Raw genomic sequence first — 22,427 nt, 5'->3', positions numbered from 1 at the left:
ATGAACGGTCGGGGGATGGCCGGCACCGGCGTCCGTGTCCTCGCGGCGACCCGCTTGGCGGTCCCGGCGGGGCACTGGCCGATTGCGACGTTCAGCGTCAACATCATCGGCGCGTTCATCCTGGGCAATCTGGTGGAGATGCTGTCGGAAGAACAGTCGAACCAGCAGCGGGCCGATTGGGGACCAACGACTCTTCTGGCGGGCCCTCCCGTCGATGGACGATGCCTGAAGGCAGGCCTTCAGCGTCGGGCCTGAATCCCGATATTCCACCGATGTCATAACTATCGCGAAGGAAAGTACCCATGAGTAGCGCGCAATGCGCACCGTTCGAGGTGACCGATGTGCACGCGGTGGAGATCCTCGACTCCCGCTCCCGCCCCACGCTGTCGGTCTCAGTGACTTTCGCCGACGGGAGCACCGCCCGCGCCGGAGTGCCTTCCGGCGCCTCCACCGGCTCCGGGGAAGCCGTCGAGCTGCGTGACCACGACTCGGCCCGGTACGGCGGCCTGGGTGTGCTCACCGCCGTCACCAACATCAACGGCGAGATCCTCGCTGCCCTCGGCGGCCGTTCCTTCGACACCCTGGCCGACGTGGATGCCGCCCTGATCGCCCTGGACGGAACCGCGAACAAGTCGCGCCTGGGCGCGAACGCCATTGTCGGTGTCTCGATCGCCACGGCTCGAGCACTGGCCACCGGCACCGGCGTCGAGCTGTGGCAGCACCTGACCCCTGCCGGGGTCGCTGCCCGACTGCCGATCCCGCACTTCAACGTGGTCAACGGCGGCGCCCACGCTCCCAATGACCTCGACTTCCAGGAGTTCATGCTCGCCCCGATCGGCGCACCCAGCCTGCCCGAAGCCATCCGCGCCGGGGCCGAGACCTACGCCGCGTTGAAGCGATTGCTGCATGACAAGGGCTACGCCACCGGCCTGGGCGACGAAGGTGGCTTCGCTCCGGACATCACCCGCCCCGAGGATGTCCTGGCCCTGATCGTGGAAGCCATCACCAGTGCTGGATACACCCCTGGACGTGACGGCATCGCGATCGCCCTCGACCCGGCCGCCAGCGAGTTCTACCGCGACGGCGCCTACCATGCCGCTGGGCAGACCCTGAGCAGCACCGAGATGATCACCTGGTACGAGCACCTGGCAGTCGACTTCCCGATCTGGAGCATCGAGGACGGTCTGGCCGAAAACGACGAGAACGGCTGGATTGAACTCACCCAGCGTCTCGGCGCCCGGATCCAACTGGTCGGGGACGACAACTTCGTCACCAACCCGGCCATCATCACCGACGCCATCGCCAAGAACATCGCCACCGCCGCGCTGATCAAGGTCAACCAGATCGGCACCGTCACCGAAACCCTCGACGCCCTGCGGATCTGCCGCGACAACGGCTACGCCGCGATGGTCTCGCACCGCTCCGGGGAGACCGAGGACACCTTCATCGCCGACCTCGCCGTCGCCTCCGGCTGCGGCCAACTCAAAACCGGTGCCCCCGCCCGTGGCGAACGCATCGCCAAATACAACCGCCTGCTCGAGATCGCCGACCGCCACCCCGCGCTTCCGTTCGGCCTGCGCTGACTCCTCAGCCACGACACCCGGCAAAAACAGGATGAGAACAATGGACCACAGCGATGTGAACCCGGACCAGGGCCCTGTCCTGGTCATGGGCTACGACCAGGCCCCCTCCAGTCAGGCGGCCCTGCGCGTGGCCGCCGACCTGGCCAGGCGTATGAGCGCGGCCCACCTGCACGTCGTGCACGCCGCCAATCTGCGCGACTACCCCATCGACCCCGACTCCGCCGACTGGGAAGCCCAGGCCGAGGCGACCTGGAACGCCGAGCGCGATCAGGTACACACCCTTCTGGCCGACCTCGCCACCCCGTGGACCTACCACCTCGAGCACATGGATCCCACCCGGCTGATCACCGCCCTGTGCGACGAACACAACGCTCTCATGATCATCATCGGAACCCGGGGAGAAGGTAGCGCCGCGATCCTCAGCCGACTGCTCGAACGTTCCGTCAGCCACGCCCTGCTCCGCACCGGCCACCGCCCCGTACTCATCGTCCCCGAGCACGGCGACGACCGAACCCGCGGTAACGCCCACCAGAACACAAGCCGGCATCGCCCGGTCAGCTCAATGCCTTGAGTCGGCCCGGTTCCAGGCGGTGGTAGCAAGTTGGGCCGCCCGTGGTGGAGGTCGCACAGACGTACTCGAGGACCTCACAGCCGCGCAGCAGGATCGTCCCGGCGCAGCCACCGGCATCGTCGATGCCCGGCTCCACCGGGTTGACGACGCGTTCAGCAGGAGCCGCCCGTTGGCGGGTTTATAGAGGTGCTTGGTGGTCGAGTCGTTCTCACCGGACCCGGGTCGGTCGGCGATACGTGTTTGACCTCTCCGCTATTGGCAATGGAGTCACAACGACCGACTTCTGCGGAGGGACGCGCTTGTGGCCGACCATTTCGACTCGAAGCAGGCTGCGCCGCGGCATCGATTGTTCCGGCTGTCGTCCTGGCGTGAGGCCAAATTCTTGGCCGAGGCGTTGCGGATGGAGACGGTCGGCGGCGCCTTGCTTCTGCTCGGCGCGATTCTCGCCCTCGTCTGGGCCAACACGCCCTGGAACGACACCTACGATCAGCTCAGACGTTTCGTGCCCTGGCCGGACAGCAAAGACCTGCACCTCGACCTCGACCTGGCGCACTGGGCCGGTGACGGCCTCCTGGCCATCTTCTTCTTCGTGGTGGGCCTGGAACTGAAACGTGAATTCGTCGCCGGGGAGCTGCGTAACCCGCGCCAGGCCGCCCTGCCCATTGTCGCCGCGATCGGCGGGATGGCCGTACCAGCTCTGATCTTCGTACTCTTCAATTTGGGCGACAGCGCCGCGTTGCAGGGCTGGGCGGCTCCCACTGCCACCGACATCGCTTTCGCGCTGGCCGTGCTCGCGGTGATCGGATCACACCTGCCGCTGGGACTGCGCGCCTTCCTCCTGACTCTGGCCGTGGTGGACGATCTCTTCGCGATCACCATCATCGCGATCTTCTACACCGACGACTTCAACCTGCTGCTCCTGCTCGGCTCGCTGCTGCCGATCACCGCGTTCGCCCTGCTGGTGCAGCGCGGCAAGACCTGGTGGTGGGCGCTCGTCCCGCTCGCCGTGACGGCGTGGACGCTCATGCATGCGTCCGGTGTGCACGCCACCATCGCCGGGGTGCTGCTCGGCTTCACGGTTCCGGTGCTCCCCCGTAAAGGTGCCGAACACGGCATGGCAGAGAAATTCGAGCACCTGTGGCGGCCGATTTCCGCGGGCATCGCCGTACCGGTCTTCGCGTTTTTCGCCGCTGGGGTCTCGCTGCGCGGCACCGACCTCGGCGTGATCGCCACCGACCCGATCGTTCTCGGCATTGTCGCCGGCCTGGTGCTGGGCAAGGTGATCGGCATTCTCGGCTCGTCCTACCTCATGGCTCGCTTTACCCGCGCCGAACTCGACGACGAACTGACGTGGACCGATCTGCTCGGTGTCTCGCTGCTGGCGGGAATCGGCTTCACCGTCAGCCTCCTCATCGGCGAACTCGCCTACGGCACCGGCACCGAACGCGATTCGGCCGCCAAAGTTGCCGTCGTCGCCGGCTCGGTCATCGCCGCCGCCCTCGCCGCGGCCGTGCTCAGTCGCCGTAACAAGGTCTATCGGCGCTTGCACGAAAGGGCGAGCGCCGACTCCGACGGCGACGGCTGCCCCGACATCTACCGGGAACCTCGACGGCAAGACCCTTGACCGCGTCCGGCGCAATGCGGTCAAGGGCCTTGCCCGCCGGCAGGCGTTACTCGCCGGGGGCGCGACCAGCGTCGTGCCAGCCGCGCGGGGTGCCGAAGGTAGGTACGCCGTCCGCGTTTTCAGGTGATCTTCTGCGCGGGTGGAGCGATTCGGTCATCGACCGCGGCTACCTCGTGACGCGCGGGCGGACAGGGTGATCGCCATGGCCAGACACCAGATCACGATGCCGATCGTTCCCATCGTCACGAGGAGGAGACACAGAAGCCACCAGCAGATCGCGATGCCGACCACGAGTCGGGCTCCGGCCGCTGTCTGCCGTCGCGCCGACTGCCGACTGGGGTGGCCAGATGCCGACGCGTCCCCAGCCGTCTCGCCAGCACCGATTGATCGCTGCTCGCACGTCGGGCCGAGGGGCTCTTCCTGGGTGCCTGCGTCGGCCGGCCGATCGTCCGGCGACGCCACAGACAGCATGTTGCACACGTCTCGAATCCCTTGAGTCTCACGCGCCACCTGCCCGGCGATCTCTCGGTGCGTGTATGACTCCACAACGCCGGACAGCAGAGCGACACCGTTCTGCGCCCCGACGGCGACCTGACCGAAGCAGCGTGAGCCATCGGCATTCAATCGTTGAAAGACATGCCGGCTCAGCATCTCGTCCACCGACCAGGACGGCGGGACCGGCTTTCCGCCACGGGACTCCGGGTCACCGTCCGGCCAAGGCCATCTCGCCATGATGATCCGTCCCTTCACTCGGACAGCGACATCGCCCACGCTGCCATTGCCGGCCGACGACCATCACACGGAACGACGACAATTTCATGACGACGTATCCGCGGCGGTGAGACTGACTGCTGAGGCCAGTTCGGCGGCGGAGTCGGCAACGCCGGGCTCGTTACGATCAAGATCGCCGATCAGCACCGCTCCAACCTCTTGCCGAGCCCAGGTTCCCGGATCCCGGATTCAGCCGAGAAGCCGCAGCACCCACCTCTCCCCACATCGGCATAACACCTTGCAGCCCGTCGGCCTCATTTGGCGGATCCGATGTATGCGCAGGGTAGAACCTATTCTAGTTTGATGTGGGGCTCAGCACGGAAACATGACGGTTTCGTGACAGCTCAGGCGACGATCACATTCAATGCAGCAAACGGGAGATTCGGTAGCCGAACCGGCTCGGGCGTGTCACGATCGGACTATGAATGTGGTGTTGTGGATTCTCGTAGCTGCGGCGCCCGCCGTCGCGGAAATCTTCACGGCCACACTCTTTCTCATTATGTTCTCGGCGGTGCCCTAGCTGCCGCGGCCGCATCCGTTACTTATCCTCCCGGCGAACAAGTCCGGATTGTCGAAGTCAATGCGGACGCCGCGGTGGTGTGGCGCGACGACCTGCCCGGCAGGATCGACTCGCAAACCTAGCCCGCGCCTCAATCAACGAATAAAGGTGGTTCAGGCACATGGATGCCGCCGTCGCGACAATTATTGCTGTCCTTGTTTTGTCAGCCGTCATCATCCTCATGAAAACCGTCCGGATCGTGCCGCAGCAGCGCATGGACGTGGTCGAGCGCCTCGGAAAGTACAAGCGGACCCTCAGCCCCGGTCTCAACCTGCTGGTGCCGTTCGTCGATTCGGTGCGCGCCAAAGTGGACATGAGGGAAAATGTCGTCAGCTTTCCGCCACAGCCCGTCATCACCTCCGACAACCTGGTCGTCTCCATCGACACGGTCCTTTACTTCAAGGCCATCGACCCGGTCCGCGCCACGTACGAGATCTCCAACTTCCTGCAGGCCATCGAGCAGCTCACCGTCACCACCCTGCGCAACGTGATCGGTTCGCTCGACCTCGAACGCGCCCTGACCAGCCGCGAGGAGATCAACCGCCACCTGTCCACGGTGCTCGACGAGACCACCGGCCGGTGGGGCGTCAAGGTCACCCGCGTCGAGCTCAAGGCGATCGAGCCCCCGCCGAGCATCCGCGACTCGATGGAGAAGCAGATGCGCGCCGAGCGGGAACGCCGCGCCACGATCCTCAACGCCGAGGGCCACAAGCAGGCCCAGATCCTCACCGCCGAGGGCGAGAAGCAATCGGCCGTGCTGCGCGCCGACGGTGACCGTCAGTCACGCATCCTCACCGCCGAGGGTCAGGCCAAGGCCATCCGTACGGTTTTCCACGCGATCCACGAGGCGAACCCGTCACAGAAGGTGCTGGCCTACCAATACCTCCAGGCCCTGCCGCAAATCGCGAACGGCACCGCCAACAAGGTGTGGATCGTGCCGACCGAGCTGACCAAGGCCCTCGAGGGCATGGGCGGCGCACTCGGCGGGCTGGCCAGCATGGTCGGCGACGTGCCGTCGTCGACGGTCGACGCGGCCGCCGTCGCACGCGAGGCAGCCGAGGCAGCTGAGGCCGCGACCCGCGAGGCGGCCGCCGTCAACGCGCAGGTGCGGGCGGCCGAGGCCCAGGTCACCCTGCCGGCAGCCGGACAGCCAAGCCGGCTGCCGGCAGGCGAACTGGGCGGTCCCCAGGTCAGCGCTTGACCGATCCAAACGAACGATCGAGCGGACGGTGAACAGTTGGACGCGGCGTCACCGTGGCGTTTCGGACACCAGAGTCGCGGTGGCGGTGTTGTCGGCGGCGGCGGCGTCCTGCCAGAACATGTCGACGCCGCCCGCACTATTGAGGATCAGGGTCAGCTTGGCCGCGTCGGCACAGCGTCCGCTCGGGTCGCCGGTGGTGCGTTGGCGCACGTGAAGTACGCGCGCGGTTGGAGCCGGTGCGATGACGGTCAATTGGCCTTTGCAACGCAGGCTCACGGCCTCAAACGTACCGGTGGCTGATCCCGGGGTGAAGGTGATGACCGCCGGCCATGACTTCGCTTTGCTCATCGGCTGGGAGGCGATGCCGACCCACCGACCGTGAAACGAGGCCGGCACCCGGGACCGCGTCGCCGGCGAGCCGGTGCTGCGTAGCGGAGAGCGATCGGCCAGGCCGTCCGGCACGGGCGACACCGTACTGCTCTTCGACGCTGCGGACGTCCCGGGTGTGCGCGTGGCCGTGACGGCACTGGACGGCGCACCAGGCGAGTCGGGTCGGCCCAGAGCGTAGAGCGTCCCGGCGCCGACGACGGCGCTTGCCGCGATCGCCCCGAGGACGACGTAGAGCCCGAGGATCCGCCTCGACCGTCTCGCCAACGCGGGTTCTGGCCGGGCCGGGCCGAATCCCCGTGGCGTTCCGGCGGTCAGCCGGGCGGCCCGGGTCAGCATGTCGACGGTGACGGCGGCGGCCGTCTGCACACCGGCATGATCTGCGACGGTCTCGGTCGGAACCGTGTCCACGTCAACCGTCTGCACGGAGTCGGCCTGGCCCGGCACGACCGTGGTCAGGCCGTTCGCAGTCGTTTCCGTGTCGTCGGACGTGGCCGCCGCCGACCGGGCGAGGGTGGCAGCCGACTCGTCCCCCGGAGATCCGGGCGACTCCGGGACGGCCTGCTCCGGGACGGCCGTTCGCGGTGATGGTGGGGCCACACCAAGTCCTCGTTCTCCGAGGGGGTCCTGAAAGGCCGTAGGCGCAGCGATCGTGGGCGGCGGCGCAGCGAGAGTCCCCGGCAAGCCCTCCAAGGTGGACTTCTGACGCCTGGGCCGGGTGGCCCACCGGAGAGGCCGGCGCCGCCCCGGCGTCGGGGTGGCTGGTCCGGGCGAGCCCGTCGGGTAGGCCACATTGGCCAGGAGCTTGAGCGCGTTCTCGGCCGTGAGACGACGGGCCGGGTCCTTCACCAGCAGACCTTTGATCACCGGCCAGAGTCGGCCGGCATGGGCCGGCACGGCGGGCCGGCTGGTAAGGACGGCGGCGATGGTGGCCTGGGTATCCTCGCGCTGGAACGGCGAGCGGCCGGTCACCGTCGCGTAGAGGGTGACACCGACGGCCCAGAGATCGGCGGCGGCGGTCGCGGGCCGGCCGTTGATCCGTTCCGGTGCCAGGTAGGCCGGGGAGCCGACCATCTGCCCGGTCGCGGTGAGCGCGGTAGCGTCGTCGATCGCGGCGATGCCGAAGTCGGTCAGCACCACCCGGTCTGCGGCATCGATGAGGATGTTGGCGGGTTTGACGTCGCGGTGGGCGATGCCTTGGCGATGTGCGGTGCGCAGCGCGTCCAGGACGTACAGCCCGATCTCCGCGGTCCGCTGTTCGGTCAGCAGCCCGTGGTCTCGGATGGCCTCCGCCAGGGAACGCCCCTTGATCAGTTCCATGACGATCCATGGCCTGCCGTCGTCGGTGACCACGTCGTGCACGGTGACAATTCCGGGATGGTGCAGCCGGGCGGCTGCTTGAGCCTCCCGCAGCGCCCGCCGGACGAGCGGATCCGCCGGATCGACCGGCTCGGTGCCGGCGTTCGGGAACCAGATCTCTTTGATGGCCACGTCCCGGCCCAACAGGGTGTCGTGCGCTTGCCAGACGGCGCCCATCCCGCCCCGCCCCAGCAGCCGCAGCAACCGATAGCGGCCGAGAATCACCCTCGCCTCACCCTCGGTCACTCCGAGAATCTATCGGGAACCGGCAAGCGGCGCGACGACCAGCCGTCGGGTTCCACTCCAGACGATCAGTCTGAGCCGTGTGGCACTCGCGTTCAGCCGAGCGCTGCGCGAGCAACTGAACTCGGGGCAGTCCCCACGGCCACAGCGGCACAGTTTGTGGCCTTCGGCAACGTTCGGTGCCGTCGGGCCGCGTCACTCTTTCGGTGACATACATTCCCTGTCTCGCGTCGCTAGGGTCCAGGCGTGCATGCTTCCGGTTCGGCCGATCTTGCCGCCATGATGGTTCTTTCCGCGCGTGAGGCGATCGTGGTCGAGAAGCTCGACGGGGCCGTCACTGTCTGGAACCCGGCGGCGGAGGAGTTGTACGGCTATCCCGCCGTGATGATGGTCGGCAGCCGGGCGCAACAGTTCTACCCGCCTGGCGAGGCGGCCGCTCTGCGGCGAGTCGCGGATGGCCACGACGTCGGTGAATTCGTCAGCGAGCGAACGCATCGGGACGGGACGACGGTGCGGGTGCGGGTGCGCGCTACCGCGATCCTCGACGGCACGGGTGCCACGATCGGCGTCGCCACCACGTCATGGGCGGATACGGCAAGCCGGCTCGGGCATGAGTTGCGTACCCCGTTGAACGCCATCATCGGCTTCACCGGAACTCTGCTGATGCGTCTGCCCGGCCCGCTGAACGACGAGCAGGTGCATCAGCTGCGGCTCGTGCAGACCAGTGCGGAACAACTCCTGTCACGCATCAACCAACTGCCGTGAAAAGGGGCGGGCCGTGGACGGTTGGACAGACACCTGGTGGCAACTGACCGCGCTGGCCAACGCGGTGATCCTGATCGCCTACCTCGCGATCTCCTTCGCGATCGGGCGGGGGCTGTGGCAGTCGAGTCAATGGCGTAAAAACCCGCTCGGCCTGGCGACCGCGTCGATCTTCTTCACCTGTGCGGTGCACCACGGATCGCATACGGTGCACCTCCTGCTTCCGTACCTCGGCGGGGACATGCACGCGGGAACGGCCATGCGAATGGCGTTCGGCATGGACTTCCAAGCCGCCGGATGGGACACCGTGACCGCCGTGCTGGCCGTCTGGTATTGGACGTTGCGCGGGCGGTTCCCGGCGCTCGTGCGCGGCGCGGCCCTGTTCGAGGACCTGCGGCTGCGACAGACGGCGGAGGCGGACCTGCGCGCCAGCGAGGAACGCTACCGCGAGATCGTGGAAACCACGAGCGAGGGCGTCGTCGTCCTCGACAGCGACGGGCGGATCGGGTACGCCAACGACCAGTTCGCTTCGATGGTGGGCCGCGAGGCGTCCGAGCTGTCCGGTGCCCCGATGCTGGAGTTCGTAACGACCGCCGACCGGAGCGTGGCCGCGCAAGCGCTGACCGAGGTGCGCAGCCGTGGGGCGACGCGTGTCGAGGTCGGGTTGCAGGCCGGCGCCGGTCGGGGCGGGTGGGTCCGGATCACCCTGACGGCCCGGATCGACGACGCCGGTGATCCGTTCGGCGCGCTGGCGATGGTCGCCGACGTGACCGAGCAGAAGAGTATCGAGGCGCAGCTTCACCAGGCGCAGAAACTCGAGGCGGTGGGCCAGCTCGCCGGCGGGCTCGCACACGATTTCAACAACCTGCTGACCGTCATCGACGGATACGCCGCGCTGCTGATCGCAGACGCCGACGAGACCACCGCCGGCGACCTCGCGATGATCCGTGACGCGGCCTCCCGCGCGAGCACGCTCACCCGTCAGCTCCTGACCTTCTCCCGCGCACAGACCGCCCGGCCACAGGCGGTCGATGTCGCCGAGCTCGTCGCCCGCCTCGAGGTCCTGCTGCGCAGACTCATCCGCGAGGACGTCGACCTGCTGGTCATCCCGGCCGCCGGGCCGACCCCGGCGCATATCGATCCCGGCCAGCTCGAGCAGGTCCTGGTGAACCTCGTGATCAATGCCCGGGACGCGATGCCGGACGGCGGAACCGTCACCATCGGCACCGACCGGGTCGTCCGTGATGACGAGGATCAGGTGCTCATCGCCGTCACCGACAGCGGCTCAGGCATGACACCGGAGGTGGCCGCCCGGGTGTTCGAGCCGTTCTTCACCACGAAGGGCCCGGGCCAGGGCACCGGCCTCGGACTGTCCACCGTGTACGGCATCGTCACCAGGGCCGGCGGCCACGTACGGGTCGAATCTTGGCCGGACGAGGGCACGAGATTCGACATCCACCTGCCCGCCGCGGCCATGGCCGCCGACTCCGTCGGCGAGACGGTCGCACCGCAGCGGCTAACACAAGGCACCGGGACGATCCTGCTCGCCGAGGACGATCCGGCTGTGCGCCGACTCAGCCAACGGATACTGGCCGCCGCGGGATACAAGGTGCTGGTGGGCGTCGATGGCGAGCACGCACTGGCGGTGGCCCGAGGCAACCCGGACATCGACCTGCTGGTCACCGACGTCATCATGCCGGGGATGAACGGCCAGCAACTGGCCGACCGGCTCACCGCAATCCGGCCAGGCCTGCCGGTGATCTTGACGTCCGCGTATACCCGCGGCGTGCTCACCGATACCGGCGACGACCGGACCGTAGCGTTCCTCGACAAGCCCTTCACCGCGGCGGCCCTCACCGAGAAAGTCCGATCCGTCCTGGACAACCGGATCGACGTGACAGCGTCCCCCACATGACAATGACCGTGCTGTACATCGAGGACAGCCCCATCAACACGATGCTCGTCGAACGGGTTCTGCGAGCCCGGCCCGCCGTCACGTTCCGGTCCGCCCCGGATGGACGCACCGGCCTGGCCCGCGCCGATCAGCAGCGCCCCCATCTCGTCCTGCTCGACCTCGAGCTGCCGGACGTCAGCGGCGAGCGGATTCTCGCCGACCTGCGGGCCCGGAACATTCCCGTGATCGTCGTCAGCGGAGACACCGACCCCGCCGTCCGCCGGCGGACACTCGCGAACGGCGCAAGGTTGTTCCTGCTCAAGCCGTACGAGATAACCGACCTGCTCAGCGCCGTGGACGAGTATCTCGGCGCCGAGCCGTGAGGCCTTTCAGGTGACGTGCAGGACCGCCAGACACACGTCGTCGTCAGGGGCGGTGCCCCCGAGCATGCCCCGGACGATGGTTTCCGTCAGGAGTTCGGCAGCCGGCTGGTCCGGATCGAGTCGGCCGAACTCCTCTGCGGCCACCCGCAGCAGCCGCCCATCGACCGATGCCGCACCGTGCCGGTCGGTCAGGCCGTCGGTGTAGGCGCAGAACGCTGAGTTCGCCGGCAGCGAAAGGTCACGCTGCGGGAACACGGCATCGGGCAGGACGCCGAGGGCCGGGCCCTGGGTCCGCAGCAGTGCCGCCGCGCCGGCGTCACCGTCGCGCGTGACCACCACCGGCGCCGGATGTCCACCGTTGGCCACCCGCAGACGGCCGGTTCCCGGGTCGTAGAGTGCCACGACCGCAGTGACGAACGTGTCGTCCCGGCCGTTCTCGATCAGGAACCGATTGAGCCGGGTCAGCACTCCGGCTGGATCGGGATCATCGTGAGCGTAGGCCTGAAGCACGGCAAGCGCGTGGCCCATGACCGCGGCCGGATGCCGCTCGTGTCCGGCGACCTTACCGACCGACAGCAGCAGCCGGCCCCCATCCACCACCCGCGCGTCGTACCAGCCCGCACCGATGTCCAGCCGCTCCGGGGCGGGTAGGTACAACGCGGCCAGATCCACGCCGGCTACGGCGGGCAATGTCGATGGCAGGACCGCGCGATGCAGCGCGTCGATCGTTCGGCGCACCGCGTGCCAATCCACCTGCGTCTGTGCGGAGATCCGTGCATCCGCACGGATTTGCGTAACGTCCTGGGCAACCCCCCACAGCCGCGACACCGTCGCGGACGCATCGGCAGGCGCGGCCAAGCACGACACGATCAGCTCGCGGACCGCGCCGGCCGTGTCCGCAACCCGTAACTCGGTCGCGACCGATGAACCGGCGCACCACGTCGTCTCGGCCATGGTCGCGATCCGGGCCACGTCGTCCGGATGCACCCGACGCCTCAACTCATGCACCGTCAGCCGAGTCGACGGCAACCGAAGAATGTCGCGCAGTTCGGCCGAGACCACGATCGTATCGGTGGTCAGATCGATCTCCCACGTGCCGGACCGGGTCAGCCGCTGGCTCTCGGCCACCTGCTCGGCGGGAGAGACGGACAGCCGCCCATCGGCCAGCAGAGAGTCGATCGTGGCCAGGATCGTCGAGGGCTGCGCCGGTTTGAGGATCACATGCTGCACGCCGCAGGCGTCCGCCCGCGGCCGAACCTCCTGAACCCCGAAATGCGCGGTGCTGAACACGATCGGGATGTGCCTGGTCGCCGGCTCCCCGCGCAGCGCATGGGCCAGCGCGTAGCCGTCCAGGCCCGGCATCAGGACATCGGTGATCACCACGTCCGGCGGCCGTCGCGCGGCCATCGCCAGGGCGCTGCCACCATCGGATGCCTGCTCGACCTGGTGCCCGCCGTAGCACAGCAACGTCCGCAGAAACTCCCGGCTGGGAGCATCGTCATCGACAACTAGCACGGTCGCCATCGAACGGATGCTAGGCGTATGGCGACCCGGCACCCGCACACGGTGTGCGAACCGACACGACCGCGTCGCACGAACGAAGGAGAAGCAGCCGGCCGGGCCTCCACCGCGTACGCCCGCACATACGATCGTGGCCATGGACCTGGGCCACGGCGACAGGTGGCGGCTGGACACATGCCCTGCCTGCCCTGCCAAGGCGCTGCCGATCGGCGAGTTCGACGTCCTGGACCGACCCGGCCCGGCGTCCCGCTACGACCCGGCCGCCGGATACCGAACCAACGCCACGACCGGCCTCCCCGAATGTGTCCACCCCACCCGGGTCCAGCTCCCAGCCTGCCTGTACGCCAGCAACCACGAGCCTCTGCCCGAAGCGACAGGATGCCCGTCCCCGGCGGAGCCACCGGACGACCTGGCCCAGCTGGAAGGATGGTTCGGCGCCACTATCGACGCTGCACCGGGCGCCCCGCCCAGCGGCGAGAACAACACCGCCGCGATCAGCCCGGACACCATGAGACCATCCTGATCTGGGCGCTGCGCGCGGTCGCAGGCTGGACGTTGACCTGCTGAACATCGGGTGAGTTCGGTGGCCAAACGTGTGAGGATGTCGGCGACAACGGGAAGGTCCCGCGAGCCGGTGAGGTGGGTGAAGATCGCCGTTCATTGAGTCAATGATCGCTGAGCTTTCTTGTGGCCTCAAGCCCATCCCCGTTGCGTGATCGCCGCCACTCAGCCATCGATGTCGAGCATTGCCGAGAGCTGGCGCATGAGTTGCGGCTGGGCGCGGTAGTAGACCCAGCTGGCCCGCCGCTCCGCCGAGACGAGGCCGGCTTCCTTGAGCACCTTGAGGTGGTGCGAGATGGTCGGGCCGGAGATCTCGAAGGCCGGCGTCAGGTCGCAGACACAGATCTCGCCCCCGGACGCTGAGGCGATCATCGACATCAGCTGCAGGCGGATTAGATCCCGAGAGCCTTGAACGCCGGGGCGAGACCGCCGGCCGCCCCGGCCGGCATGCGGCTCTGCGCGAGCGGGGCGCAGCACGCGGACGCGCTGAGATCGACGACGGCCGCAGGCGCTGATTTCGACATGGGTCGAGATTGACAGATACCGAAACAATGTGCAACTGTCGATTTCGACAGGCATCGAGTTCGATGCTATTCGAATCCATCTCGTGTTGCGGGAGGGCCGCCATGAGTGATCAGCAAACCGGTGAAGACCTCGCCGCCGGCCAGGCCAACGCCCCCGGGGCAAGTTCGGATGGTGGTTGCTGCATAACACAGCTGCCAGCACCAGCAGTGGTGCCCTGTTGCGGAACCACCGCCGAAGCCGCCGCAGAGCAGATGGCCACCGGCTACGAGCAGGCCCGCTCGGTTGTCGCCGCCCTCGCCGGTGACTGGGCGGCCGCCCGCGACGTCCATCTCGACCTGCCCCAGACCGGGGTGTGCAGCAGCAACGTGCCGCTGGACGCCGACAGCATCACCGCCGGGACCGGCGGCTGCTGCAGCTGACCTGTGACCACCGACCGCGTGCTGGCCGCCGACCAACCCGTCGGCGGCCGGCACGGACTCGACTCCCCACGCGCGAAGGCGATCGTCGCCGCGCTCGCGATCACCCAGACCGTCGGCTACGGCACCCTCTACTACGCCTTCGCCGTCTTCCTCATCCCCCTGGCCACCGACCTGAACGCCTCCACCACCGCGATCACCGGCAGCTTCACCGCCTCCGTGCTCGCCTCCGCCGCCCTCGCCGTCCCCGTCGGCCGATGGCTCGACAAACACGGTGGCCGGGCTCTGATGACCACAGGATCGGCTGCCGGCACGGCACTGCTCCTCGCCTGGTCGCAGATCGACAGTCTGTGGCAGCTGTACGCGGTCCAGATCGGCATCGGTCTCGCCTCGGCCGCCTGCCTCTACGAAGCCGCGTTCGCCGTCATCATCGCCTGGCACACCCCGAAGCGGCGGTCGTCGGCCCTGCTTGCGCTGACCGTCGTCGCCGGGTTCGCCAGCACCATCTTCATGTCCCTGACCGGATGGCTCGTCGACCGCTACGACTGGCGCACCACCCTGCTCGTCCTCGCGATCATCCACGCCCTGCTCACCATCCCGCTGCACGCCACTGTCCTGCGCTCGGCGCCCCGCCCTCCCGCCACCGAGTCCGCACCGAAAGACGAGCGGCCACCCGTACGGATGAGGGCCGTCCTGTCCGATCGCGGGTTCTGGTTGCTGACCCTCAGTTTCACCGCGCACACCGGCGCCATCGCCACGGTCGGCGTTCATCTGGTCGCCGCGCTCATCACCTGGGGTCATACGGCGGCGTTCGCCGCCACCGTCGCCGGTCTGTTCGGCGTCCTTTCGGTCACCGGCCGGCTGGTGACCACCAGCCTGCAACGCCGCTTCCGGACCACCACCGTGGTCGCCGCCATCTTCGCCCTGCAAGCCCTCGCCGCGGCCGCCCTCCCGGTGGTCGGCCGCGACGCGATCCCCGCCATCGCCGCCGTGGCCGGGTTCGGGCTCGGCTTCGGTGTCGGCAGCATCGCTAAACCGTTGCTGCTTGCCAAGCGCTACGAGACCCGCCGGTACGCCACCATCGCCGGCACTCTGGTCATCCCGATGACCATCGCCAAAGCCACCTCCCCTCTGGCCGCCGCGGCACTGCACACCAGTAGCCACAGCTACACCAGTGTCTTCGTCGTCGCCGGTGCTCTCTGCGTGATCGCCTCCGCTGCACTCCTGACCCTGAACAACGCTCGATTCTCGGGCGAGTGAAGTGGCCTGGGCGGGTCGCGAGGGCTTTCCGCCTCTTCGGCACCGTTGTGCCCGTCGCTGCGACCGTGCGAACGCGACTGTGGCGACACCGCACGAGCCGGTCCCCTGCGTGCCGGCGTGGAACGGGCAGCCTCCCGGCGTGGGCCCGCTCCCGACTCAAAGCCGCGTGGTGCCGGGCACCACACCCGGACGTCTGGACATCAACCATGACATCTCCACGGCAGTTCACGAACACCCCCGACCGGCCGAAAAACGGACTGGCGCGGCCCGGCGTCCCTCCGAAACAGGCAGGACCGCCTCTCCTCAATCGGCTGTGGCGCCCGGGCTCGGCGGGACCGCTAGGGGATGGCGATCGTCGTCGCGAGCGGCGATCTTCGCCATCGCCCGGTGGTACTGGCCGCGGGTGATCTCATCGGCGACGAGCTGGGCGACAAGCACGCCCTCCAGACTTTCCGGTCGCGTCTCGCGCCGCTGATCCTCGGCGACGTCGTGAGGCTTCTTCGCCGCTTTGTCGTACCAGCCGAAGATGAACGGCAGCGAGCACATCCCGGCGAGAACCACGAATGCCATGAGAGCGAACAACATCCTTCACACCTCCCGCTCACAATGCTCAACCGGCACGACGATGGAGGGCAGGGAAGAAGGTCCCGCCTCGTACGTGCTGATAGGCCCGCACGCAGCGCCACGGCTGTCATCGCAGAGGGGTTGCGGCGGTCCGGCGCAGGTCAGGGCCGGTAGACCAGTTAGGAGAAACGCCTGCCCGCGGGGGCGTCCACGAGGACTGGCCCGCCATGATGCTACGACCTGGTCGATCGCTTGAAGGACGCTGGGCGTTGCTATCTCGGGCCTCGCCGCCGGGCACGTTGTCGAACGGCACCGGCTCGTCGAGCGATCGTCTCGTCGCCGGTCTCCTTCAGATACGCGGAGACGCCGAGCACCAGCTACAACAGGTCGTCGTTGAGGCCCTCGCCGATGTCGTTGTTCCCCGCTGATCAACGTCTGACATTGGTGATAGGCCCCGCCGGTCGTCTTCTGGGTGACCGCGATGTCCAGGATCCGCGCGCGGGCGCGTTCCGGAATCATGTGGACGAAGCCGAGCAGGTCCTGGTTGGAATCGCGGAAACCCATGCCGCGACCGACCCCCGATTCGACGAATGAGGCCGGCCGGCTCAGATTGAAGCACTGGTACGCGTTCCAGACGTTCACCATCCGGTCGGTATCCGCGTCCGGCGTGGTCACCAGCGGGATAGCAGGGAGGAACGGTCAGGTCCGTGCGTCCATCGTGGCAGCACCCGCGCGCCGGCACTCGGGCCGAAGTTCCCGGCCGCCCCGGCGGTGTGTTGAGACACCGTGCGCCAGGGCCGGTGTCATCGCTCCCGGCTCTCGGAAGGGGGTCCTGCGAAACGGAGAGAAGGACTTCCGTCTCTGTAGATCCCGCGCAGATCGCCGGACGCTGGGTGCATGACTCCCCCACGCAGGGCCCTCGCCGCGGCGGTCGCGTTGACTGCGGCTTCGCTGTTCGTCACCGGCTGCCACAACGATCCGGCCGGCCAAGGACCAGTGAAACCCGCGGTCTCGGCCTCCGCTCCAGCCACATCGGATGCTCCGGGCGCCCCCGGGACGGGCGCGGAGGACCCGGCCCCCGGGCCCGCCACCGCGGGAACGCGACCCGCGATCGCTGACGGGAGTTGGCCCGCTTACGTCACAGCAGTCGGCCGGGGCACGCTCACCATGGATCTGGTCGAATTCCTGACCGGCGACAAGGCCGCTCGGGAATGGAAAAAAAGGTACCCCGACTCGCCGGACGAGACACCGCCCAACGATTACTACATCCTGAACGAAAATCCGAGGGAGCGGACTCTTCCGATCGTCTGGCATTTGTCGGTGAAGGTCGTGAACGGCGGCTCGACGGCCGACCTCGAGGTGGGTGTCGCCGGGTTGAAGACCCGGCTGCGCGACACCCTGTTCTGGCTCACCGTTGAACACGGCCAGGTTGTTCGCGTACGCCAGCAGTTCCTGCCCTGAGGCGTACCAATCTGCGTCCTGACCCGTTCGAGCCCCGAGAAGCTGCAGCGGGTGGACCGGGTTCGCGATCGGGAGCTGCACCGCATGAACAGGATCAAGCCCGCGTCGGTCGCTGTGGCCGTTCCTCGGCCTGAACCCGGCCACTGGGCGAGTCCGGCGGCCGAAGATGGCGCGTCGTGCGGGCGACGCTGTCGACGATCGTGGCGATGGCGACACCGATGGCTAGATTGATCGCGGCAGTCGCGATGCGGGAGCCGGTCCGGTCCGCGAGTGTCAACGGCATGACGATCGCGATCAGTGTGACCAGAGCCATGATCCAGCCGAAGAACCGGCGCGGTTCAGCCACGGCAACGGTGAGCAGGTGCATCAGACCTGCCCCCAGCAGTGCGCCGACGGCGGCACCGGCCGCATATGTCGCGGTGTGCGCGTCACCCCAGATGCCGTGGCTGCGAGGCGTCAGAACCGGCACGTCGAACAAGCCTCGCGCGATGAGCACGCCCACGATGGCGACCAACGCCGCGACAACCGCGGTGGCGACGCTGCTGGCCCAGAAACGGCCTGCGTCCAGGGTGTATCGCTCAGGCGCTCGGGGGACATCCCCGCCGTACTCCGTCATCGCAGATCCTTCCTGTACGGGCCAGCGTGTCGCGAGTCGCGCCCTGGCCTGCCTCCGGCGGACGCCTGGCCGGCCTGGCGGCGTCCGGCCGTCCACCACAGACAATCCTCCCGTCGGCGGGCCTCGGCCGTCACGGCCGGAAGACACGACGGACAAGGCCATCGGCCCCCTCCGATGCAACGACCGGATCGGCACCGTCACGGGGACCGGCGGCGGCCCGCTCGAGGTCGGCGCTCCCGCTCGCGGTGTGCGCGTCGCTCTGTACAACCGCCTGACCGGATGATGCTGACTCGCCTCACCAGGCGAACGATCTGTGACCCGCCTGAGCTCGGCGGGCTGCTTGAGGCTTGGACACTGGCAGTGTGCGGCCGCCGCGCCCCGGCCGGAAATCGAGGTGGTGACCGGATCGTCCCCCGGCGAGCCTGTCGAACGGGCTCTTGCCGACATCCGGCCCGAACAGGTCCTTCGGCCCTGACACGCCGACGGTCTCGGATGCAACGTGAAGGGATGAAGGAAGCCGTCACCCGGCAGGACGCGGTCCGGCGGGGGAGTTTGCGCGGCGGCGGCCGTGCTGACGGCCGAGGAGGAGTGCGGTCATGAACACACCGATCGTGGTAGGGATCGACGGTTCTGAACGCGGTCTGACCGCGGTCAGGGTCGCGGCCGACGAGGCGGCCCGGCGTCACCGCGGTCTGCGCATCGTGCACGCGTTGATCTGGGTACCGGCGGGCATGGAGATGGATCCGGCCGCGGTGCCACCCGTCCACCGGTCCTACTGGAACCGGGCCGAGGGTTTCGTGACCGAGGCGCTCAAGGCCGTGGGCAAACGCGCGCCGTGCGTCGAGGTGACCGCCGAGGTGATCCCGGGCAGCGCGGCCAAGATCCTGGTCGCGGAGAGCCGGCGGGCTCCTCTGCTGGTGATCGGTGATCGCGGCCTGGGCAACGTGGCCGACTTGATGCTCGGGTCGGTGGCCCTGCAGACGGCGACGCACGGGAGTTGTCCCGTTCTGGTCACCCGGGGCACGCCGCGGGAGACCGGCCCGGTGGTCGTCGGTGTGGACGGCTCCGCCGTCTCGGCTGACGCCCTGCTGTTCGCGGCCGAGGAGGCCAGCAATCGCGGCGCGGAGCTGGTCGCCATGAACGCCTGGCACGGCTGGCACGGTACGGAGCTCAACGCGGACCTGCCCACGGACTTCGGCACCCGGACTGGTGAGGACGAGCAACGGCGTGTTCTGGCCGAGGCCGTCGCGGGCATCGCCACGAAGTACCCGGACCTGACGGTGCGGCAACAAGTGATCAACGGCTCCCCCCGTTTCTACCTCACCGCCTGGTCACGGACCGCCCAGCTGGTCGTGGTCGGCGGCCGCGGGCACGGCGGCTTCGCCGGACTGCTGCTCGGCTCGGTCGGTCAGCACCTGCTGCACCATTCCGAATGCCCGGTCGCGGTGGCCCGGTCGGCTTGAGCCCGGCCCAACCTGCGGCCGACCCCAGCGGCACTTCCTCACCGGTCATCAGCACGATGAGCGGCACGCCGCGGCGGTCGGCCTGCTTCAAGTCAGGCGCCCGGTGCGAGCAGAACCTCGGTGACCGGCCGGCGCGGTGTTGCGCCTGCCGGTGGCCCGTACCCGAGGCGGATCACCATCTGCGCCCATCGGCCCGTTCGCGGGTCCGACAGGACGTCGCGGATCGAGGGGATCTCCACCGGTTGGCTGATGGGGGTCGTGGCCAGATGCAGACGGGTCGCGACCAGCAGGATTCGCTGCAGTGCCTGACCGGCCTGCAGCCATTGCACCCGGGTGTCCCCCACCGTGGTGAGGACAGCGATGGTCGGGTACGCCTCGAACTCCTCACCGTGGCGCGACGGCTGCGGGTTGACCGTCCCGAAGTCGCGCATCGGAATTCGCTCGAGCGCGTCCCACGGCCCCATGGCGTGAGCCGGAATGCCGTCGACGCGGCCCGGCAGTTGACGCGTCCAGCGGTTCAGCTCCGCGAAGTATCCACCGCGGCGGTGCAGCCGATCCGCCGCCGCGCGACCCAGGCTGACGATCACCGTACGCCTGGCTCCGCCGGCCACGGTCAGCCTGGCACCCTCGTGTTCAGCGGCGTCGCGCAGCTTGTCGAGGACGTCGGCGGAAACGACAGCGGAGGAGAAAGGCTGCCGGTTGGTGTGCCGCCGGGCGATCGCGCCGGCCAGCTCCTGCGACTCCCGGCTCGGTTCAGCGGGCCGCCCCAGGCGCACCCGGGCGACCAGGTCGGTCAGGTCCGGATCGGGGAACGTCTCCACCGTCGGAATCCAGCCCGCGTCCCGAATCGCTGCCCGGAGCGTGAACAGCGCCGCGCCGACGCTGATGATCAGCTCGCGGCCGTTCGGGTCGAGCACCTCCAGACGGCGGCCCGGATCGCCGTACACGTCCACGGAATCCCCGTCGACGCGGAACCGCCACGGCTGGCTGTTGTGCAGCGACGGCGCCAGCGTCGCCGCTTCGATACAACGGATCAACGTCGGCCGGTCCAAGGTCGCCATCTCGGGCTCCTTTCCGCTTTCACGCTAGGCCGGGCACGATCGGTCGGTCAGGGCCGGAGGGCCTGTTTCGCTTGACGTGCGCAACGACCGGTGTCGGCGCCCGCCGGGCAGCACTCGGGCCGAAGGCCTCCGGCAGTCAAGGCGTACGGGATTGAGACTGGCATCCGGGCCGTTGTGGCCGGACCGACGCGCTACCGGATCGACCGGTCCGGCCCCGTCCTCGAACCCGGCGGCCGATGTCTGGACCCGATCGGCGCCGAAGAACCGCTCCAGATCGACCTGTCGTCAGCGGATCCGTGACAATCCGGGGCAGGCCCGGCGCCGTACCAGTGCCCGCCGCGCCAGACGGCGCAGCGACGTGATGTCCTCGTCGGCGCACCGGTCTTGAGTTGCCCGCAACCGGTCGCGACGGCGAGGTCAGCGATGAAGGTGCGCGCACCACGACGGTGGGCAGCCGTCCAGTGGAGTGTCGTCGGGGGCTGAGGGCGCCCAGTGGGCGGCCGGCCAGTTCCGTGGCGCAGCCGCGCTTGGGGCATGCGCCAGCGAGCACGATCGACCGACGACAAGCAACGCCGATCCGAGGACCTGTTGGTGGCCGCGGAATCAATCGCCCTCGAGCGCGGTGGCGTCCGGTTCGTCACGCTGGCGCCCGTCACGGAGCGAGCCCGCCTGCACCGCACTGGCGTGCGGCGCTACTACGCCAGCAAAGAGGAGTTACTCCTTGAGCTGGCTGAACGGGGTTGGCGGCAGTGGAGCGCGGCGATCACTGATGACGTCCGCGATCGCGACGAGCTGAAGCCGCGAGATGTCGCGACGGTACTGGCCGACACCATCGCGTCCCTGCCGGTGTTCTGCGACCTGCTGACTCACGTGACGTTGAGCCTGGAAGGTGACGTCGACATCGAGCGAGCCCGGCAGTACAAGACCAACTCGTTCCCCGCCCACGACGAGATCGTGGACGTGTTGGATCGCGTGAGCAGCATGACGGTCGACCAGATCCAGACCTTGGTTGCCGCCACGCTCGCATTCGCCGCCACTTTCTGGCAGGTGTCACATCCCACCCCGACGCTTGCCGTGTTGTACGAGCAGGTGCCGCACTGGGGTCACGTCGCTCTCGACTTCAACCCCCGTCTCCGGCTGCTGCTTCAGTCGACGGCCATCGGACTGACGGAGACTCTCTCCACCCCATGACGAGGGCGGCATACACCGCCGGTTGGAGTCGGCCGGCGGGCTCGGACAGACCCCAGTGGCGCTCCTTGCCGCCGGTGTTCGAGGTGTGCGAACAACAGCGAGTTGCCGACGCCGGCCGGGGTCTGGAAGACACCGAACCCGATCGCCGGGATCTCGACGCCGTTGTTCAGCGTCAGATTCGAAATGGTGGACATGACAGCTTTCCTCTCGGTGGAGTGCACTCGCGCCAGTAGCCGCGGAGGCTCCTTTCCCCGACCGGGGCCTGTCATGCACGGCGGGTCAGGGCCGCAGTCCAGCCAACTCCCGCCCCGAACGTTGAGGGAGACACCCCTCTAAGACCGCATCTCGATAGGGGTTGTTGAGGACCAACATCATTCGTTGTACGGGTGTGAGTGATGTGGAGAAGTACTGCCCGGAGTCGTTGTGGCAGCTCGTGCGGCCGCTGCTGCCC

Annotated in this window: 20 protein-coding genes and 4 pseudogenes; 15 read left to right on the top strand and 9 right to left on the bottom strand. The window is 68.3% G+C overall.

Annotated elements, in window-relative coordinates; all coding sequences use genetic code 11:
• The first annotated feature begins 15 nt into the window (after positions 1-15).
• The 4 genes from EER30_RS48250 to nhaA all read left to right on the top strand — a co-directional run bounded on the left by EER30_RS48250 (position 16) and on the right by nhaA (position 3,778).
• Positions 16-255 carry a CrcB family protein gene (locus EER30_RS48250; RefSeq protein ID WP_205650705.1) on the top strand — a complete coding sequence of 80 codons (240 nt, stop codon included), beginning with the start codon at positions 16-18 and terminating at the stop codon, positions 253-255.
• A gap of 47 nt (positions 256-302) precedes the next feature.
• Positions 303-1,583 (top strand): phosphopyruvate hydratase, encoded by a 1,281-nt coding sequence (gene eno / locus EER30_RS45285; RefSeq protein WP_127509102.1) that lies wholly within the window; start codon positions 303-305, stop codon positions 1,581-1,583.
• Between the two features lie 40 nt (positions 1,584-1,623).
• Entirely contained in the window at positions 1,624-2,154 is a 531-nt protein-coding gene (locus EER30_RS45280; protein WP_164842765.1) for a universal stress protein, read from the top strand.
• A gap of 301 nt (positions 2,155-2,455) precedes the next feature.
• Positions 2,456-3,778, top strand: coding sequence for a Na+/H+ antiporter NhaA (nhaA, locus tag EER30_RS45275; protein WP_127509096.1), 1,323 nt, complete (start codon positions 2,456-2,458; stop codon positions 3,776-3,778).
• Positions 3,779-3,931: 153 nt separating this feature from the next.
• On the opposite strand, the gene EER30_RS45270 is transcribed toward nhaA, so the two are convergent.
• Positions 3,932-4,429 carry a BON domain-containing protein gene (locus EER30_RS45270; RefSeq protein WP_240670735.1) on the bottom strand — a complete coding sequence of 166 codons (498 nt, stop codon included), beginning with the start codon at positions 4,427-4,429 and terminating at the stop codon, positions 3,932-3,934.
• A 541-nt stretch (positions 4,430-4,970) separates the two neighbouring features.
• Between EER30_RS45270 and EER30_RS49265 the strand changes: the two are divergent.
• A pseudogene (locus EER30_RS49265) lies at positions 4,971-5,084 on the top strand (NfeD family protein); the annotation flags it as partial.
• A 205-nt stretch (positions 5,085-5,289) separates the two neighbouring features.
• A complete protein-coding gene (locus tag EER30_RS45265; RefSeq protein WP_432417607.1) occupies positions 5,290-6,309 on the top strand; it encodes an SPFH domain-containing protein in 1,020 nt (339 codons plus the stop codon).
• A 48-nt stretch (positions 6,310-6,357) separates the two neighbouring features.
• On the opposite strand, the gene EER30_RS45260 is transcribed toward EER30_RS45265, so the two are convergent.
• Entirely contained in the window at positions 6,358-8,301 is a 1,944-nt protein-coding gene (locus EER30_RS45260; RefSeq protein WP_127509088.1) for a serine/threonine-protein kinase, read from the bottom strand.
• A 243-nt stretch (positions 8,302-8,544) separates the two neighbouring features.
• On the opposite strand from EER30_RS45260, the gene EER30_RS48245 reads away from it, so the two are divergent.
• The 3 genes from EER30_RS48245 to EER30_RS45245 are packed head-to-tail and all read left to right on the top strand — an operon-like array spanning position 8,545 to position 11,337.
• Positions 8,545-9,063 carry a histidine kinase dimerization/phospho-acceptor domain-containing protein gene (locus tag EER30_RS48245; RefSeq protein WP_205650704.1) on the top strand — a complete coding sequence of 173 codons (519 nt, stop codon included), beginning with the start codon at positions 8,545-8,547 and terminating at the stop codon, positions 9,061-9,063.
• Between the two features lie 13 nt (positions 9,064-9,076).
• Positions 9,077-10,975, top strand: coding sequence for an ATP-binding protein (locus EER30_RS45250; protein WP_127509085.1), 1,899 nt, complete (start codon positions 9,077-9,079; stop codon positions 10,973-10,975).
• A complete protein-coding gene (locus EER30_RS45245; RefSeq protein ID WP_127509082.1) occupies positions 10,972-11,337 on the top strand; it encodes a response regulator in 366 nt (121 codons plus the stop codon). The genes EER30_RS45250 and EER30_RS45245 overlap by 4 nt, the downstream gene beginning before the upstream one ends.
• A gap of 6 nt (positions 11,338-11,343) precedes the next feature.
• On the opposite strand, the gene EER30_RS45240 is transcribed toward EER30_RS45245, so the two are convergent.
• Positions 11,344-12,861, bottom strand: a complete 1,518-nt coding sequence (locus tag EER30_RS45240) for a fused response regulator/phosphatase (protein ID WP_164842763.1) — start codon at positions 12,859-12,861, stop codon at positions 11,344-11,346.
• Positions 12,862-12,994: 133 nt separating this feature from the next.
• Between EER30_RS45240 and EER30_RS45235 the strand changes: the two genes are divergently transcribed.
• Positions 12,995-13,381, top strand: coding sequence for a hypothetical protein (locus EER30_RS45235; protein WP_127509076.1), 387 nt, complete (start codon positions 12,995-12,997; stop codon positions 13,379-13,381).
• Between the two features lie 203 nt (positions 13,382-13,584).
• On the opposite strand, the pseudogene EER30_RS45230 reads toward EER30_RS45235, so the two are convergent.
• Positions 13,585-13,943 (bottom strand): annotated as a pseudogene (locus EER30_RS45230) (ArsR/SmtB family transcription factor).
• A 252-nt stretch (positions 13,944-14,195) separates the two neighbouring features.
• Here EER30_RS45230 and EER30_RS45225 point away from each other — a divergent pair.
• Together EER30_RS45225 and EER30_RS45220 are read left to right on the top strand one after the other, a co-directional pair.
• Positions 14,196-14,363: pseudogene (locus EER30_RS45225) on the top strand (flavoprotein); the annotation flags it as partial.
• A gap of 3 nt (positions 14,364-14,366) precedes the next feature.
• Positions 14,367-15,620, top strand: coding sequence for an MFS transporter (locus EER30_RS45220; RefSeq protein WP_127509073.1), 1,254 nt, complete (start codon positions 14,367-14,369; stop codon positions 15,618-15,620).
• A 303-nt stretch (positions 15,621-15,923) separates the two neighbouring features.
• On the opposite strand, the gene EER30_RS45215 is transcribed toward EER30_RS45220, so the two are convergent.
• Together EER30_RS45215 and EER30_RS49260 are read right to left on the bottom strand one after the other, a co-directional pair.
• Positions 15,924-16,205, bottom strand: a complete 282-nt coding sequence (locus tag EER30_RS45215) for a hypothetical protein (RefSeq protein WP_127509070.1) — start codon at positions 16,203-16,205, stop codon at positions 15,924-15,926.
• A gap of 3 nt (positions 16,206-16,208) precedes the next feature.
• Positions 16,209-16,829, bottom strand: coding sequence for a GH36-type glycosyl hydrolase domain-containing protein (locus EER30_RS49260; RefSeq protein WP_240670734.1), 621 nt, complete (start codon positions 16,827-16,829; stop codon positions 16,209-16,211).
• 522 nt (positions 16,830-17,351) lie between these two features.
• On the opposite strand from EER30_RS49260, the gene EER30_RS45205 reads away from it, so the two are divergent.
• A complete protein-coding gene (locus EER30_RS45205; protein ID WP_127509067.1) occupies positions 17,352-17,645 on the top strand; it encodes a hypothetical protein in 294 nt (97 codons plus the stop codon).
• Positions 17,646-17,739: 94 nt separating this feature from the next.
• Here the strand turns inward: EER30_RS45205 and EER30_RS45200 are convergent, their stop codons facing one another.
• Positions 17,740-18,261 carry a DUF6069 family protein gene (locus EER30_RS45200; protein WP_127509064.1) on the bottom strand — a complete coding sequence of 174 codons (522 nt, stop codon included), beginning with the start codon at positions 18,259-18,261 and terminating at the stop codon, positions 17,740-17,742.
• A gap of 596 nt (positions 18,262-18,857) precedes the next feature.
• Here EER30_RS45200 and EER30_RS45195 point away from each other — a divergent pair.
• Entirely contained in the window at positions 18,858-19,724 is an 867-nt protein-coding gene (locus EER30_RS45195) for a universal stress protein (protein WP_127509062.1), read from the top strand.
• A 92-nt stretch (positions 19,725-19,816) separates the two neighbouring features.
• Here EER30_RS45195 and EER30_RS45190 read toward each other — a convergent pair whose 3' ends face one another.
• Positions 19,817-20,785, bottom strand: coding sequence for an Acg family FMN-binding oxidoreductase (locus EER30_RS45190; RefSeq protein ID WP_127509059.1), 969 nt, complete (start codon positions 20,783-20,785; stop codon positions 19,817-19,819).
• 356 nt (positions 20,786-21,141) lie between these two features.
• Positions 21,142-21,246, bottom strand: a pseudogene (locus EER30_RS49255) (hypothetical protein); the annotation flags it as partial.
• Positions 21,247-21,319: 73 nt separating this feature from the next.
• Here EER30_RS49255 and EER30_RS45180 point away from each other — a divergent pair.
• Positions 21,320-21,976, top strand: coding sequence for a TetR/AcrR family transcriptional regulator (locus EER30_RS45180; protein ID WP_164842762.1), 657 nt, complete (start codon positions 21,320-21,322; stop codon positions 21,974-21,976).
• The last annotated feature ends 451 nt before the right edge of the window (positions 21,977-22,427 follow it).

Source organism: Actinoplanes solisilvae (genome assembly GCF_003999975.1).
GTDB classification, from domain to species: domain Bacteria; phylum Actinomycetota; class Actinomycetes; order Mycobacteriales; family Micromonosporaceae; genus Actinoplanes; species Actinoplanes solisilvae.
Note: the sequence above shows the minus strand (reverse complement) of the source record. Positions and strands in the feature narration are given on the sequence as shown.